Source organism: Nocardioides sp., from assembly GCF_035547795.1.
Taxonomy (GTDB): Bacteria; Actinomycetota; Actinomycetes; order Propionibacteriales; family Nocardioidaceae; genus Nocardioides.
In genome coordinates this window covers 1-14,335 of sequence record NZ_DASZUF010000207.1, presented here as the reverse complement: position 1 = coordinate 14,335, position 14,335 = coordinate 1, and the positions used below count along the sequence as shown (strand labels likewise).

14 protein-coding genes, 1 pseudogene and 2 riboswitches are annotated in these 14,335 nt (G+C 73.3%); of the genes and pseudogenes, 3 read left to right on the top strand and 12 right to left on the bottom strand.

The window, feature by feature from the left end:
- Nucleotides 1–1,010, bottom strand: a 1,010-nt coding sequence (locus tag VHA72_RS15440) for a magnesium chelatase ATPase subunit I (protein ID WP_325576785.1), incomplete at its 3' end; no start/stop codon positions are given.
- A 24-nt stretch (nt 1,011–1,034) separates the two neighbouring features.
- A riboswitch (cobalamin riboswitch) is annotated at nt 1,035–1,175 on the bottom strand.
- 51 nt (nt 1,176–1,226) lie between these two features.
- On the opposite strand from VHA72_RS15440, the gene cbiE reads away from it, so the two are divergent.
- A complete protein-coding gene (cbiE, locus tag VHA72_RS15435; RefSeq protein ID WP_325576783.1) occupies nt 1,227–2,399 on the top strand; it encodes a precorrin-6y C5,15-methyltransferase (decarboxylating) subunit CbiE in 1,173 nt (390 codons plus the stop codon).
- Between the two features lie 268 nt (nt 2,400–2,667).
- On the opposite strand, the gene VHA72_RS15430 is transcribed toward cbiE, so the two are convergent.
- The 10 genes from VHA72_RS15430 to VHA72_RS15385 all read right to left on the bottom strand — a co-directional run bounded on the left by VHA72_RS15430 (nt 2,668) and on the right by VHA72_RS15385 (nt 13,337).
- The gene (locus VHA72_RS15430; RefSeq protein ID WP_325576781.1) at nt 2,668–3,450 is read right to left on the bottom strand and encodes a cobalt-precorrin-4/precorrin-4 C(11)-methyltransferase; all 783 of its coding nucleotides are present in this window, start codon (nt 3,448–3,450) and stop codon (nt 2,668–2,670) included.
- A gap of 67 nt (nt 3,451–3,517) precedes the next feature.
- Entirely contained in the window at nt 3,518–5,032 is a 1,515-nt protein-coding gene (locus VHA72_RS15425; RefSeq protein ID WP_325576779.1) for a precorrin-2 C(20)-methyltransferase, read from the bottom strand.
- The gene (locus tag VHA72_RS15420) at nt 5,029–5,694 is read right to left on the bottom strand and encodes a precorrin-8X methylmutase (protein WP_325576777.1); all 666 of its coding nucleotides are present in this window, start codon (nt 5,692–5,694) and stop codon (nt 5,029–5,031) included. Before VHA72_RS15420 ends, VHA72_RS15425 begins: the two co-directional genes overlap by 4 nt.
- Nucleotides 5,687–6,520 (bottom strand): ferredoxin-like domain-containing protein, encoded by an 834-nt coding sequence (locus tag VHA72_RS15415; RefSeq protein ID WP_325576775.1) that lies wholly within the window; start codon nt 6,518–6,520, stop codon nt 5,687–5,689. The genes VHA72_RS15420 and VHA72_RS15415 overlap by 8 nt, the downstream gene beginning before the upstream one ends.
- A gap of 63 nt (nt 6,521–6,583) precedes the next feature.
- Nucleotides 6,584–6,769, bottom strand: a riboswitch (cobalamin riboswitch).
- A 6-nt stretch (nt 6,770–6,775) separates the two neighbouring features.
- Entirely contained in the window at nt 6,776–7,639 is an 864-nt protein-coding gene (locus VHA72_RS15410) for a 3-hydroxybutyryl-CoA dehydrogenase (protein ID WP_325576773.1), read from the bottom strand.
- 23 nt (nt 7,640–7,662) lie between these two features.
- Complete coding sequence (locus tag VHA72_RS15405; protein ID WP_325576771.1) at nt 7,663–8,862, bottom strand: acyl-CoA dehydrogenase family protein; 1,200 nt, start codon at nt 8,860–8,862, stop codon at nt 7,663–7,665.
- Nucleotides 8,859–10,022 carry a CaiB/BaiF CoA transferase family protein gene (locus VHA72_RS15400; RefSeq protein WP_325576769.1) on the bottom strand — a complete coding sequence of 388 codons (1,164 nt, stop codon included), beginning with the start codon at nt 10,020–10,022 and terminating at the stop codon, nt 8,859–8,861. Before VHA72_RS15400 ends, VHA72_RS15405 begins: the two co-directional genes overlap by 4 nt.
- Nucleotides 10,019–11,509, bottom strand: coding sequence for an aldehyde dehydrogenase family protein (locus VHA72_RS15395; RefSeq protein WP_325576766.1), 1,491 nt, complete (start codon nt 11,507–11,509; stop codon nt 10,019–10,021). The genes VHA72_RS15400 and VHA72_RS15395 overlap by 4 nt, the downstream gene beginning before the upstream one ends.
- Nucleotides 11,506–12,834, bottom strand: coding sequence for a 4-aminobutyrate--2-oxoglutarate transaminase (gene gabT, locus VHA72_RS15390; protein ID WP_325576764.1), 1,329 nt, complete (start codon nt 12,832–12,834; stop codon nt 11,506–11,508). The genes VHA72_RS15395 and gabT overlap by 4 nt, the downstream gene beginning before the upstream one ends.
- Before the next feature lie 26 nt (nt 12,835–12,860).
- The gene (locus VHA72_RS15385; protein ID WP_325576762.1) at nt 12,861–13,337 is read right to left on the bottom strand and encodes a gamma-glutamyl-gamma-aminobutyrate hydrolase family protein; all 477 of its coding nucleotides are present in this window, start codon (nt 13,335–13,337) and stop codon (nt 12,861–12,863) included.
- Between VHA72_RS15385 and VHA72_RS15380 the strand changes: the two genes are divergently transcribed.
- Nucleotides 13,327–13,674, top strand: a complete 348-nt coding sequence (locus VHA72_RS15380; protein ID WP_325576760.1) for an amino acid permease — start codon at nt 13,327–13,329, stop codon at nt 13,672–13,674. The genes VHA72_RS15385 and VHA72_RS15380 overlap by 11 nt on opposite strands.
- On the top strand, nt 13,671–14,087 hold the full coding sequence (locus VHA72_RS15375; protein WP_325576758.1) for a hypothetical protein: 417 nt from the start codon (nt 13,671–13,673) through the stop codon (nt 14,085–14,087). The genes VHA72_RS15380 and VHA72_RS15375 overlap by 4 nt, the downstream gene beginning before the upstream one ends.
- A gap of 36 nt (nt 14,088–14,123) precedes the next feature.
- Here the strand turns inward: VHA72_RS15375 and VHA72_RS15370 are convergent.
- Nucleotides 14,124–14,335, bottom strand: a pseudogene (locus VHA72_RS15370) (hypothetical protein); the annotation flags it as partial.

Below are 14,335 nucleotides of genomic sequence, written 5' to 3'. Positions count from 1 at the left end.
ATCCGGTCGAGCAGGTCCTCGTCGAGCCCGGGCGTGTCGAACGGGTTGCGCCGACGCCGGTGCGGCAGCGCGAGCAGCGCGGCTCGGCGGATGTCGGCGCGGGTGACCTCGTCGCGGCCCGCCCAGGCGGCGTGCGCGACGGCGGTGCGGGCGGTGACGATGTCGGCCCGCAGCCCGTCGACCTCGAATGCGGCGCAGACCTCGGCGATCTTGAGCAGCGCCGATTCGCCCAGCCGGACCTTCGCCGCGTGCGCTCGGGCGGACTCGATCCGCTCCGTCAGCACCTCGTCGGCGGCGCGGTAGCGTGCCGCGAATCCGGCCGGGTCGGCGTCGTAGGCCATCCGGCGCCGGACCACCTCCACCCGCCGGGCGGGGTCACGCGGCGCCGCCACCTCGACGGTCAGGCCGAACCGGTCCAGCAACTGCGGCCGCAGCTCGCCCTCCTCGGGGTTCATGGTGCCGATCAGAACGAACCGCGCGGCGTACTCCACCGAGACGCCGTCCCGCTCCACGCTCACCCGGCCCATCGCGGCCGCGTCCAGGAGGAGGTCGACCAGGTGGTCGTGCAACAGGTTGACCTCGTCGACGTAGAGCAGCCCACGGTGCGCCCGCGCGAGCAGTCCCGGCTCGTACTCCACCGCGCCGTGCGACAGCGCCCGCTCCAGGTGCAGCGATCCCAGCACCCGGTCCTCGGTGGCGCCGACCGGCAGCTCGACCAGCCGCACCGGCCGGGTCAGGGTCGCGGCGTCCGCGGCGAACGGCCCGTCCGGCGAGGTCGCGGCCGGGTCGGTCGGGTCGATCGAGAAGCGGTCTTCGGCGTACACCTCGATCGGCGGGAGTACGGCGGCAAGCCCCCGCACCGTCGTCGACTTCGCGGTGCCCTTCTCGCCGCGGACCAGCACGCCGCCGATCTCGGGGGCGATGCTGGTCAACACCAGCGCGAGGCCCATGTCATCGAGGGCGTCGGCCTCGCAGCCGAGGACGGCAGAGAAGGGGTAGTGCACCGGCATGTGAGGCTCCCGCTCGCTTCGCCAAGGATGGACGGGCGCGAGGCCGGTCTTCGGACTTGTCGAGTCCTCCACGTCGTGGAGGCTCGATTCACCGCAGCGGGCCTGTGCCGGACTCTCACCGGCTTCCCAGATTCTCCCCGCCGACCGTCCCCACCGTTTCCGATGGCTGGGCCGTTGGGGCACCTCGTGCCAGGGCTCACGATAGCGTCTGGGCGCGTGATCATCGTGGTGGGTCTCAGTGCCGACGGCGTGCTCGCCGATCCCGACGCGGTGGCGGCGGCGTCCGTGGTGATCGGCAGCCGGCGTCACCTCGGCCTCCTTCCCGAGAGCCCCACGCAACGGCGGATCCCGCTGCCCACGCCGCTGCGCCCCGGCCTGGCCGCACTGGTCGAGGAGCACGGCGACGTGGTCGTCCTCGCCTCCGGCGACCCGTTGGTGTCAGGCATCGGCGCCACCCTGATCGACATGTACGGCGCCGGGCGCGTCGACATCCGGCCCGCCGTCTCGTCGGTCGCGCTCGCCCGGGCTCGGATGGGCTGGCCGGCGGAGACCAGCGCGGTGGTGTCGGTGGTCGGCCGCGACGTCTCGCTCGTCCGCCGAGAGCTCGCACCCGGCCGACGCATCCTGGTGCTCTCCTCCGACGAGCACACGCCCCACCAGGTCGCGGCGCTGCTCACCGAGGCGGGCTACGGCCGCAGCCGTCTCACCGTGCTCGGCGACCTCGGGACACCTGCCTGCCAGTCCACCGGCGTCACCGCCGACGCCTGCGCCGGGGCGTTCCCCCGCCTGAACATCGTGGCCGTCGAGGTCGTCGGCGGATCCGCAGGCATCGGCTGGGTCGCCGGCCTGCCGGACGAGGCGTTCGAACACGACGGCCAGCTCACCAAGCGCGACCTACGCGCCTGCGCACTGGCCAGGCTGGCACCGGTGCCGGGCGAGCGGCTGTGGGACGTCGGGGCAGGTGCCGGCTCGGTCGGGATCGAGTGGATGCGGGCGCACCCGACCTGCACCGCGACGGCCGTCGAGGCGGACCCGGAGCGGGCCGCGCGGATCTCGCGCAACGCGGCGCGCCTCGGCGTACCCACGCTGGTGGTCGTCACCGGCCGCGCCCCCGACGCGCTGGCGGGACTGCCCGCACCGGACGCGGTCTTCGTCGGCGGCGGCGCCACCCGCGCGGGCGTCCTCGACAGCTGCCTGGCCGCGCTGCGCCCCGGCGGACGGCTGGTCGTGCACGGCGTCACGCTGGAGACCGAGTCGCTGCTGGCCCGGCTGCAGGCCGAGCACGGCGGAGAGCTGAGCCGCATCAGCGTCGAGCGGGTGCACGCGATCGGGACCTTCCGCGGCTGGGCACCGGCCCGCACCGTCACGCAGTGGGCGCTGACCCGCTGACCCAGATACCGAGGCCTTCGGCGGTCGCGGCGAGCCAGAGGTTCTCCATCGCGCAGACCACCGAAGAGAGGCCCGCGTCGACGATGGCGTGCCGGCCCAGGACGTGGGGGCCGCCACGGCTCGGTCGTAGCCGACCACGATGCCCAGGCCGGACTCGCGGATGTCCTCGACCTTGATCCGGGCCGCCGACAGCACCCGCTCGAGGACCCCGCCGGGGATCCAGCCTCAGGTGAGCTCCCGTCAAGTGTCGCGTCGGCGATCGATCACGTCATGGAGCTGCATCTCCACTCCCTGTGGGCGCGACCCGCTTCGTGCTCCGGTCACGACGGGTGTCGTAGAGGTAGGACTCCCCACCCGCGCACGGGTCGAGCGCCCGGCCGACCAGGATCACCGCCGCCTGCCTGAGCCCCGCCGCCTCGACCGCGTCGGCGATGGTGGCGACGGTGCCGCGCAGCACCAGCTCGTCGGGCTGGCTGGCGCGGTGGACGACGGCGGCCGGACAGTCCGCGCCGTACTCCGCCTCCAGCTCGGCCATCAGCGCCCGGGTGCGGGTGATCGCCAGGTGCAGCACCAACGTGGCCCCGGTCGCGGCGAAGGCGGCCAGCGACTCGCCGGCCGGCATCGCGCTCGACCGCGCGCGGGTGCGGGTCAGCACCACCGACTGGGCGACCAGCGGGACGGTCAGCTCGCGGCCGAGCAGCGCCGCGGCGGCGGCGTACGCCGGCACGCCCGGCGTGACGTCCCACGCCACCCCTGCCGCGTCCAGGCGCCGGGTCTGCTCGGCGAGCGCGGAGTAGACCGACAGGTCCCCCGAGGCCAGCCTGACCACCTCGCGGCCGGCCCGGTCGGCGGCCACCAGCCGGGCGGTGATCTGATCCAGGTCGAGGTGCTGGGTGTCGACCAGCTCGGCCTCCGGGCTGACGTGAGCCAGCACGCCGGGGTCCAGGTAGGTGCCCGGATAGAGCACCACGTCGGCCGCCGCCAGCAGCCGGGTGGCACGCACGGTGAGCAGGTCGGCCGCGCCGGGGCCGGCGCCGACGAAGTGGATCATCGGGGTCCTCGCGGCGTTGTCGGCCGGAGGAGCGCAGCGGGGGAGGCCGGAAACGGCGTGGCGTGAGTCATCGCACATACCTCGGCGTCCACACGCCGGCCCGGCTCACCCGGGTCGAGGATGCGCCCACGATCAGCAGACACTTCATGTCGATGCTGCCGGGGTCGAGCTCGGCCAGCGTGGTGACGGTCAGCGACTCCTCGGCCCGGCCGACGTCGCGGCCCACGATGACGACGGTGTCGGGCTTGCGATGCTCGAGGAGTACGTCGCGGGCTACCGCGACCTGCTCGATCCGCGACCGCGACGCGGGGTTGTAGATGGCCAGCACCAGGTCGGCCTCGGCGATCGCGCGCAGCCGCCGCTCCACGACCGTCCACGGCTTGAGCCGGTCCGAGAGCGAGACGACCGCGAAGTCGGCGCCGATCGGGGCGCCGGCGCGGGCCGCCACCGCCTGCACCGCGCTCATGCCGGGCAGCACCCGGATCGGCACGTCGGCGTACTCCGGGTGCTCGGGGTCAGCGGCGGCCTCGAAAACCGCCGCGGCCATGCCGAACACGCCCGCGTCACCACCCGACACCACGGCGACCCGCTCGCCCGCACGCGCCAGATCCAGTGCCGCCCGGGCCCGGTCGACCTCGACGGTGTTGCCGGAGGCGTGGCGGGTCAGGCCCGGCCGCTGTGGCACCCGCGCGAGATAGGGCCCGTAGCCGACCACGTGGTCGACATCCGCCAGTGCCGCGGAGACCTCCGGCGTCAGCCAGCCGTCCGGGCCGGGCCCGAGGCCGACCACGAGCAGCTCGGCGGCTGACGACGCGGCCGGTTCCGGCACCGGCGAGGACCGCACCTCGCGAGAGCGCCGCCCGTTGCGGGAGTCGCCGGTGACCACGATCAGCGAGAAGTACGGCACCGAGGAGGCGTCCACCTCCGCCACCGGCAGCCAGCGCTGCTGCGGCATCGACGCGCGCTCGACGTAGAGCGCGTGGTCCAGGCGGCCGGCGGCAGCTAGGGCCCGCCGTACCGCCGGGAACGTCCGGCCGAGCTTCATGATCACCGCGGCGTCGGTGTCGGCGAGCCGGCGGGCGAGCTCCGGCTCCGGCATGGTGCCGGGGAGCACGGTGAGCACGTCGGTCTGCCGTGCCAGCGGCGAGGACGCGGCCGCGGTGGCGGCGACGAAGGCGGGGACGCCCGGCACGATCTCGGTCGGATAGCGCTCGGCGAGCCGGTCGTGCATGTACATGTAGGAGCCGTAGAACAGCGGGTCGCCCTCGGCGAGCAGCACCACGTCCCGGCCGGTGTCGAGATGGGCGGCCAGCCGTGCCGCCGAGGCCTCGTAGAACTCCGCCAGCGCGCCCTGGTAGCCGCCCGGATGATCTGTCGCACCGGTCGTGACCGGGTAGGTGAGCTGTTCCTCGATCACGCCCGCCGGAAAGAGCGACGCGGCGATTCGGCGGGCGTTGGACTCCTTCCCGACGCCGGCGTGGTAGGCGATCACGTCGGCGCCGCCGATCAGCCGAGCCGCCTTGCGGGTGATCAGCTCGGGGTCGCCGGGACCGACGCCGACGCCGTAGAAGCGGCCGCTCATTCCTCCTCCTGGGCCAGCGCGTTGAGGGCGGAGGACGTCATCGCGGAGCCGCCACGGCGGCCACGGACCGTGACGTAGGGGATGTCGATGCCGTGCGCGGTGGCGAGGTCGACCAGCGCCTGCTTCGACTCCGCGGCGCCGACGAAGCCGACCGGGCAGCCCACGATCGCGGCCGGCCGGGGGCCGCCGTCGAGGATCGTCTCCAGCAGGTGGAACAGCGCGGTGGGTGCGTTGCCGACGGCGACCACGGCACCCTCCAGGCGCGGCGCCCACAGCGAGACCGCCGCAGCCGTGCGGGTGGTGCTCCACTCACGGGCCAGCTCCGGCACGCGTGGATCGTCGAGCAGGCAGAGCACCTCGTTGTCCCGCGGCAGTCTGCTGCGGGTGACGCCGGTGGCGACCATGGTGGCGTCGCACAGGATCGGCGCGCCCGCCTCCAGCGCGGTGCGGGCCGCGACGACCAGGCGCGGGTGCACGACCAGGTCCTGCGCCAGGTCGACCTGCCCGCTGCCGTGGATCATCCGCACCGCCAGCCGCTCCGCGTCGACCGGCACCCGGGACAGGTCTGCCTCGCGCCGGATGGTGGCGAAGGAGTCGACGTAGATGGCCGGCCCGGCATCGAGGTAGGCGTAGTGCCGGCGCGGCCGGCGCAGGTCAGTCATGGCCCTCCTCGGGGACGAGTACGCCGCGCCACGGCGTGACGACGAGACGATCGGCGACCAGCGCGGTGACGGCCGCACGGTCCAGGCCCGCATAGGACACGGGCACATGCCGCCCACCCGGTACGACGCCGAACGGCAGCGGGCCGCCCGGCCTCGGCAGCCGGTCGTCCGCGGCGACCGGGGCGGTGAGCCGGCCGTCCAGCTCGTCGACGTGCCAGGGTGCGCACGGCCCGCTCCCCCGGCGCGCCACGAACGCACCGGCCAGGTCGACGATCCGGGCCGCCGCCTCGTCGAGCGGAACGACAGGTCCCCAGTCGGAGCCGACCCGCAGCTGCGCGCTGCCGCCGCCCAGCGCAACCAGACCGAGGTCGCAGGAGCGCTCCAGCAGGTCGCCACGGCCGTCGTCCAGGACGACCAGGAACCGCCCCGGCAGCGTCGCCAGGGCCGGGTCGGCGCACAGCAGCCGGTCGAGCTCCTCGGCCACGGGCCGCAGGTCGGCCCGGCCGCCGGCCAGCCCGGTCTGCGGCGAGACCATCACGTTGCGGACCAGCTCGTGGGTGCGGCTGGGCAGCAGGCCGGTGCGCTCCAGCGCGGCCAGCGCGTCGGGGCGCAGCCGCCCGTCGACGTCCGGGAGCGAGCGGACCTGCAGGTTGGCGCGCGCGGTGACGTGCACCCGGCCGTCGCCGTACTCCTCGGCGACGTCGAGCAGCGACTGCAGCACCGATGCGCCGATCCGGCCACCGATCAGGCGCAACCGGACGAGCAGACCGTCCTCGGCGGGCCACGGGCGCAGCACACCCGGGCATCGGTCGGACCGCTCACGCATCGTCGACACCGGAGAACCCATCTGGCCAGGGACCCTTGCGCGGGGTCCGCGTACGACCTGGCGACGGTCGTCGCTAGGGCCAGCAGGTCTTCGGACTCGGGATCGTCCGGAGCGAGGCGCCTTCCCAGGGCTCGCGCCCCAGTGGCATGCTGCCTCGTCCGTCACCCTCACCGCTGCGCGTCAGTCCCGGATTCACACCGGGTTCCCTGACCCCACGAGTGGAGTACGACTGGCGTCCCGAAGGCTAGCAGCGTCTCAGTAGGCGTAGAACCCGTGCCCGGCCTTCTTGCCGAGCAGGCCGGCGTCGACCATCCGGTCCAACAGCGGCGGCGGGGAGTAGAGCGGCTCCTTGAACTCCTCGTACATCGAGACCCCGATGGCGCGGATGGTGTCCAGCCCGATCAGGTCGGCCAGGGCCAGGGGGCCCATCGGATGGCCACAGCCGAGCACCATGCCCTTGTCGATGTCGGCCGCCGAGGCGTAGCCGGCCTCGTACATCCGGATCGCGGAGAGCAGGTAGGGCACCAGCAGGCTGTTGACCACGAACCCGGCCCGATCGGTGGCCTCGATCGGCTCCTTGCCCAGGGCCTCGCCGACGAAGCCGCGCATCCGGTCCAGCGTCTCGGGTGCAGTGGTCAGCGACGGGATCAGCTCGACCAGCTGCATCACCGGGGCGGGGTTGAAGAAGTGCACGCCCATCACCTTCTCGGCCCGGCCCGAGACCGCGCCAAGCTTCACGATCGGGATGCTCGAGGTGTTCGAGGCCAGCACCGCGTCGTCCTTCTTCAGCAGCGCGCCGACCCGGCGGAACAGCTCCAGCTTGATCTGCTCGTCCTCGCTGGCCGCCTCGACCACCAGGTCGCGGTCGGCGAGCGCGTCGAAGTCGGAGGTGAACGCGACCCGCGCCAGGATCTCGGTGACCTCGCCGGCGCTGATCTTGCCGCGGCTCGCGGCTCGCTCCAGCGAGGAGCGCACCCGCCCCTCGGCCGACTCGGCCGCGGTCGCGTCGACCTCCACGACCACCACCTCCAGCCCGGCACGGGCACAGACCTCCGCGATGCCCGATCCCATCTGCCCGCCGCCGATGACTCCCACCTGCGCGATCGTCGAGTTGCTCATCTGGTCCTCTCTCGGAGTGGTTGTCAGCGGAACGCGGCGATCCCGGTCAGTGCCTGTCCCACCACGAGGGTATGCATCTCCACCGTGCCCTCGTACGTCAGGACCGACTCCAGGTTGTTCGCGTGCCGGATCACTGGGTACTCCAGCGAGATCCCGTTGGCGCCCAGGATGGTCCGGGCGGTGCGGCAGATCTCGATCGCCTCGCGGACGTTGTTGAGCTTGCCATAGGACACCTGCTCCGGCCGCAGCCGCCCGGCATCCTTGAGCCGGCCCAGGTGCATCGCCAGCAGCAGCCCCTTGCCGTACTCCAGCGACATGTCGGCCAGCTTCTGCTGGGTCAGCTGGAAGCCGGCGATCGGCCGGCCGAACTGCTCACGGTCCTTCGCATAGCCCAGCGCCGACTCGATTGCCGAGCGGGCCGCTCCCATGGCGCCCCAGACGATGCCGTAGCGGGCCTCGTTCAGGCACGACAGCGGACCCTTGAGCCCGCTCACCTCCGGCAGCACCGCCGTCGCCGGCAGCCGGACGCCGTCCAGCACGATCTCGCCGGTGGCCGAGGCCCGCAGCGACAGCTTGTGCTTGATCTCGGGTGCGGAGAAGCCCGGCGTGTCGGTCGGTACGACGAAGCCGCGGACGCCGCCGTCCTCCGGGCCCGCCTGCGCCCACACCACCGCCACGTCGGCGACCGGGGCGTTGGTGATCCACAGCTTGCGGCCGTCGAGGACCCAGTCGGATCCGTCGCGCCGGGCACGGGTCCGCATCGAGCCCGGATCCGAGCCGTGGTCGGGCTCGGTCAGCCCGAAGCAGCCGATCGCCTCGCCGGCCGCCATCCGCGGCAGCCACTCCTGCTTCTGCTCCTCGCTCCCCCACCGCCAGATCGCGTACATCGCCAGCGAGCCCTGCACCGACACCAGCGATCTGATCCCCGAGTCGCTCGCCTCCAGCTCCAGGCACGCCAGCCCGTATGCCGTCGCCGACATGCCGGCACAGCCGTAGCCCTCCAGGTGCATGCCCAGCAGCCCCAGCGCACCCAGCTCCTTGGCCAGTCCGCGGATGTCGGGGATCTCGCCGGCCTCGAACCACTCCGCAATGTAGGGGTCGACCCGCTCGGCGCACAGGCGTCGTACCGATGACCGCACGGCCTCCTCCTCGGCACTGAGCAGGCCATCGACAGCCAGCGGGTCGGCCGGGTCGAACGGCGGCAGGGCGGATGAGGTGCTCATCGGATCTCCTTGTGGTGGTTGCTCAGCCAGCGACGGATCTCGTCGCTGTGCTCACCCAGTCGGGGTGGGGCGTGGTACCTCGTGACGGGAGTGTCGGAGTACGTGATCGGGTGGCGGACCTGGTCGGGCTGTCCCTCGCCGACCGGCACCCGCGGCTCGAGGCCCAGCCGGGCCGCGAGCGCGAACGCCTCACCGACCGACCCGACCTTGCCGGCGGGGACGCCGACAGCGGTGAAGGTGTCGACCCAGTGCTGTGCGGGCGCGGTGGCGAGCCGCTCCTCGAGCGCCTTGACCAGGTCGTCGCGGTGCTTCACCCGGGCGGGGTTGGTGGCGAACCGCTCGTCGTCGGCGAGCCACGGCGCCCCGGCGACCTCGGCGAGTCGCCGGAACTGGCCGTCGTTCCCGCAGGCCACCGCGAGCGGGCCGTCGGCACAGGTGAGCAGCTCGTACGGCGCGATCGAGGGGTGCGCGTTGCCGAGCCGGACCGGGTCGGTGCCGGTCGCCAGGTACGCCGAAGTCTGGTTGGCCAGCGATCCGAGCAGCGAGGACAGCAGGTTGACCTCGACGTGCTGGCCCAGGCCGTGTCGGGGGCCGGTGGCCTCGCGGGCGCGGAGGGCAGCCAGGATGCCGATGGTCGCGTCCTTCGAGGTGAGGACGTCGACGAGGGCGACTCCCACCTTCATCGGATCGCCATCCGGGGCGCCGGTGATCGACATCAGCCCGCCGACCGCCTGCACCAGGAAGTCGTAGCCGGGCAGGTCCGCCCCTCCGCCCGAGCCGAAGCCGGTGATCGAGCAGTAGACGACGCCCGGGTTGGTGGCGCGGACCTGCTCGTAACCCAGCCCATGCCGGTCCAGGGTGCCGGTCTTGAAGTTCTCGACCACGACGTCGGCACGCCGCGCGAGCTCTCGGGCCAGGGCGAGATCCTCCTCGTCGGTCAGATCGAGGGTGATCGACCGCTTCGAGCGGTTCGCACAGGTGAAGTAGGCGCTCGTGTCCGCCGTCCACGGCGGGCCCCACGCCCGGGTGTCGTCGCCCTCCCCCGGCCGCTCGACCTTGATCACGTCGGCGCCCAGGTCGGCCAGCATCACCGTGGTGAGCGGACCGGCCAGGACCCGGCTGAAGTCGGCGACGACGAGGCCGTCGAGCGGGCGGGTCATCGCAGCTCCCCGTCCACCCGGCGCGGCACCCGCCACGGGTTGTCCTCGCGTGCCGCCGGTGGCAGCAGCGCGTCGGGCACCGACTGGAAGCAGACCGGTCGCACCCAGCGGCCGAGTGCCGCGGCACCGACCGACGTCGCCGCCGGCGCCGAGGTCGCGGGCCACGGCCCGCCGTGCTGCTGGGCCCAGGTCCAGGCCACGCCGGTCGGCCAGTCGTCGACGGTGACCCGGCCGACCTGTCGGGCCAGGCGCGCCACCAGGGCCCCGGCCTCCGGGTCGGCGCCCGAGCCGTCGGTGACGACGGTGCCCGCGAGGCTGCCTTGCAGGGCGCCGATCGCCCGGTCGCGATCCGCCGGGTCGTCGTACTCCACGACGACGGCGACGGGGCCGAAGCACTCCTCCAGCAACGGGGAGCCGGGGTGCAGCGCCGAGGCCGGCGCGGCGAGTACGACGGCGTCCGCGGACCAGCCGGCGCCGGCGCCGCTGGTCCGGGCTACCTCTCGAGCCCCCGCCCCGACGAGCCGCTCGACCCCGGCGGCGGCCGAGGCGGCGATGCGCTCGGTGAGCATGACGGGCGAGGGTGCCGCCTCGACCAGCGCACGACCGACCGCGTCGGCCACGTCACCGCCCGCCGGTGCCAGGAGCATCCCGGGCTTGGTGCAGAACTGACCGGAGCCGAGCGTGAAGGAGCCGACGAAGCCGCGGGCGACGTCCTCGAGACGACCCCGTGCGCCGGCGGTCATCACGGCAGGGTTGACGGTGCCCATCTCGGCGTACACGGGAATCACGATGTCGCGTTCGTTGGCCAGCCGCCACAGCGCCAGACCACCCGCCTGCGAGCCGGTGAAGCCGACGGCGCTGATTCCCGGGGCGCAAACCAGCGCGGTGCCGGCGTCCATGCCCACGACGAGTCCGAAGGCGCCGTCGGGCGCTCCCGCCGCGGCCAACGCGTCGCTGGCGAGCTCGGCGAGCCGCACGCTGAGCAACACGTGTGCCGGGTGCGCCTTGGCCACCACCGGGCACCCGACGGCGAGCGCGGAGGCCGTGTCGTTGCCGAGCACGCCGAAGGCGAACGGGAAGTTGCTGGCGCCGAAGACCGCGACCGGCCCCAGCGGCTGGTTGACCCGCACCAGGCGTGGGCTGGTGTCGGTGGCGCCGTCCACCGTGACGCCCAGCCAGGAGCCCTCGATGCCGACCGAGGCGTAGAAGCGGAGCTGGGCGGCGGCCCGGGCCACCTCGCCGGTGAGGCGCACCAGGCCCAGCCCGGTCTCGGTGTCGGCGAGCCGCGCGAGTTCCTCGGCGTGATCGGTCAATGCGGTCGCGACCGCGCCCAGCCAGGCGGCGCGCTCGGCCGGCGAAGCCGTCGCCGTCGCGGTGGCGGCCGTGGCCGCTCGGGTGACGACGGCCGCCACCTGCTCGGGCGTGGAGTCCTCGACCGCACCGGCGACCTGGCCGTCGGCCGGGCGGTAGGAGACGGTCGTGCTCACGCCAGGCTCCTCACCGCGGCCTCGATCACGCCGAGGGCGTCGACGAGCAAGTCGTCGCCGATGACCAGCGGCGGCAGCAGCCGGATCACGTTGCCGTAGGTGCCGCAGGTCAGGGTGAGCACGCCGTGGCCGTTGGCGTACGCCGCCACCCGCTTGGCCGCATCCGGCGCGGGCGTGATGGTGCCGGGCTCGACGAACTCCATGGCCAGCATCGCGCCACGGCCGCGGACCTCGCCGATGTACGACGACGGACCGGCGAGCGCCTCCAGACGGGGACGAGCGATCTCCTCGATGTGGCGCGCCCTCGCGGGCAGGTCCTCGCGCTCGATCACCTCGAGGGCGGCCCGGGCGGCGGCGCAGGCGACCGGGTTGCCGGCGTAGGTCCCGCCGAGGCCGCCGGGAGCGACCGCGTCCATGATCTCGGCGCGCCCGGTCACCGCCGAGAGCGGCATGCCGCCGGCGAGCGCCTTGGCGGTCGTGACCAGGTCCGGGACGATGCCCTCGTGGTCGACCGCGAACATCGCGCCGGTGCGGCCCAGCCCGGACTGGATCTCGTCGGCGATGAAGACGATGCCGTGCTCCTTGGCGAAGTCGGCCACCTTCGGCAGGTAGCCGACCGGCGGCACGATGAAGCCGCCCTCGCCCTGGATCGGCTCGGCGATGATCGCGGCGACGTTGTGCGCCCCGATCTGCGTGGTGACGACGTCCACGAGCTGGTCGAACGCCTCCTGCGCCGGGAACTCACCGGTCCACCGGAACGGATACGGCGAGGGCACCCGGTAGACCTCCGGCGCATACGGGCCGAAGCCCTCCTTGTAGGGCACGTTCTTCGCCGTCATCGTCATGGTGAGCAGGGTGCGGCCGTGGTAGGCGTGCGAGAGCACCACGACGGCGCTGCGGCCGGTGTAGCTGCGCGCGATCTTGATGGCGTTCTCGACCGCCTCGGCGCCGGTGGTGAACAGCCCGGTGCGCTTCTCGTGGTCGCCGGGTGTGATCCGGTTGAGGGTGGTGGCGACGTCGATCGCCGCCTCGTACTCGGTGACCATGAAGCAGGTGTGAGTGAACCGCTCCGCCTGCCGCTGCACCCCTGCCACGACCTCCGGATGGGAGGCACCGACGCTGGTGACGGCGATGCCGGAGGCGAGGTCGATGAGGTGGTTGCCGTCGACGTCCACGACGATCCCTCCACCCGCCTCGGCGACGAAGATCGGGAGGGTCACGCCGAAGCCGGCGGCGAACGCGGCGGAGCGCTGCTCGTGCAGCTTCACCGACGTCGGGCCGGGGATCTCGGTGACCAGGGTGCGCTTCTGAACGGGCATCGCCATGGGTGGGCCTCTCTTTCGTTCTCGGGTCAGCGGGTCGCGTCGAGCAGGGCGGCGACGAGCGGGGTGAGCTCGCGCTCCCCTCCATCGTCGTCCTCGGGGTGGAACTGCACACCGAGGACCCAGCGTCGCGGGTCCTCGATCCCTTCGACGATCCCGTCGAGGGCCCGGGCCGCGACCACCAGTCCGGGGCCGACACGGTCGACGGCCTGGTGGTGACCCGAGCGGACGATGAGCGGGCCGGCGCCGAGGATCGCCGCCAGCCGGGTGCCGTCGACGACCTCGACCTTCTCGTCGAGGAACATCGGCTCGCCCGGGCCGCCGCGGTGCAGGGCGTAGTCGGCGATGTCGGGCACGATCGTGCCGCCGTAGGCCACGTTGACGAGCTGGCAGCCCCGGCAGATCCCGAGCACCGGCCGGCCGGCGTGCACGTAGGCGGTGATGAGGGCGAGCGAGGCGCGGTCGGCGGCCTCGTCGACGCTGATCCCCAAGGCGATGCGTCGCACCATCTACATCGGCGGGGCCGCCGCCACCTTCGTCTGCCTGGCGCTGATCATGGCGGTCCCGGACATGTCCGCGGTCATCTCCGGCAAGGACGCCGACCCGGTGACCACGGTCCTGCACGAGGGCTTCGGCGCGGCCGGCGCCCGGATCGTGCTCTGCATCGTGCTGATCTCGTTCCTCTCCTGCGCGATGTCGCTGCAGGCGGCCGCGAGTCGGCTAGCGTACTCCTACGGCCGCGACGACATGATCGTGGGCAGCACAGTCTCCTCAAGCGCTTCTCTCCGCCGCGGGCGGTCCCGCCGTACGCGCTGCTGCTCGCCGCCCTGGTGCCGGCCGTGATCGTGCTCGGGTCCAAGGTCAGCACCAACGCGGTGACCAAGATCATCAGCTTCGCCGAGCTCGGCATCTATCTGGGCTTCCAGCTGGTCGTCCTGGCCGCGCTGCGCGCCCGGCTCAAGGGCTGGGTGCCGTCCGGGCAGTACACCCTCGGCCGCTGGGGTCTGCTGGTCAACGTCTGCGCGCTGGCCTACGGAGTGCTCGCCATCGGCAACATGATCTGGTCGAGCCGCACGCCGGGCACCCCGTGGTACGACGACTGGATCGTCGGGGTCTCCGGCGTCGTGGTGGTGGGCCTGGGCCTGGTCTACCTCGCCCTGCATCGGACCGCGGCGACGCGCAGCGACGCCCCCTTCAACGACGCGATCCCGGCGCAGCCCCCGGTCCCGCCGTCGCTGGAGGCCGCGGGCGCCTGAGCGGCGTGCATGTCATGCGGAGCACGAGCTGGTCTGCTAGTCGACCAGCTCGTGCTCCGGCAGCCGCTCGGGCGGACCGACGACCAGGGCACGGACGACGTTCGCCAGCCCGACGGCGACCAGCAGTCCGAGGATGACCAGCAGGGAGGTCCCGGTGCCGATCTCGGGCAGCCGCACCGGGCCGACACTGGCCAGATGCGGCACCACGCCCTCGAGCACCAGCTTCACGCCGATGAAGCCGAGGATCG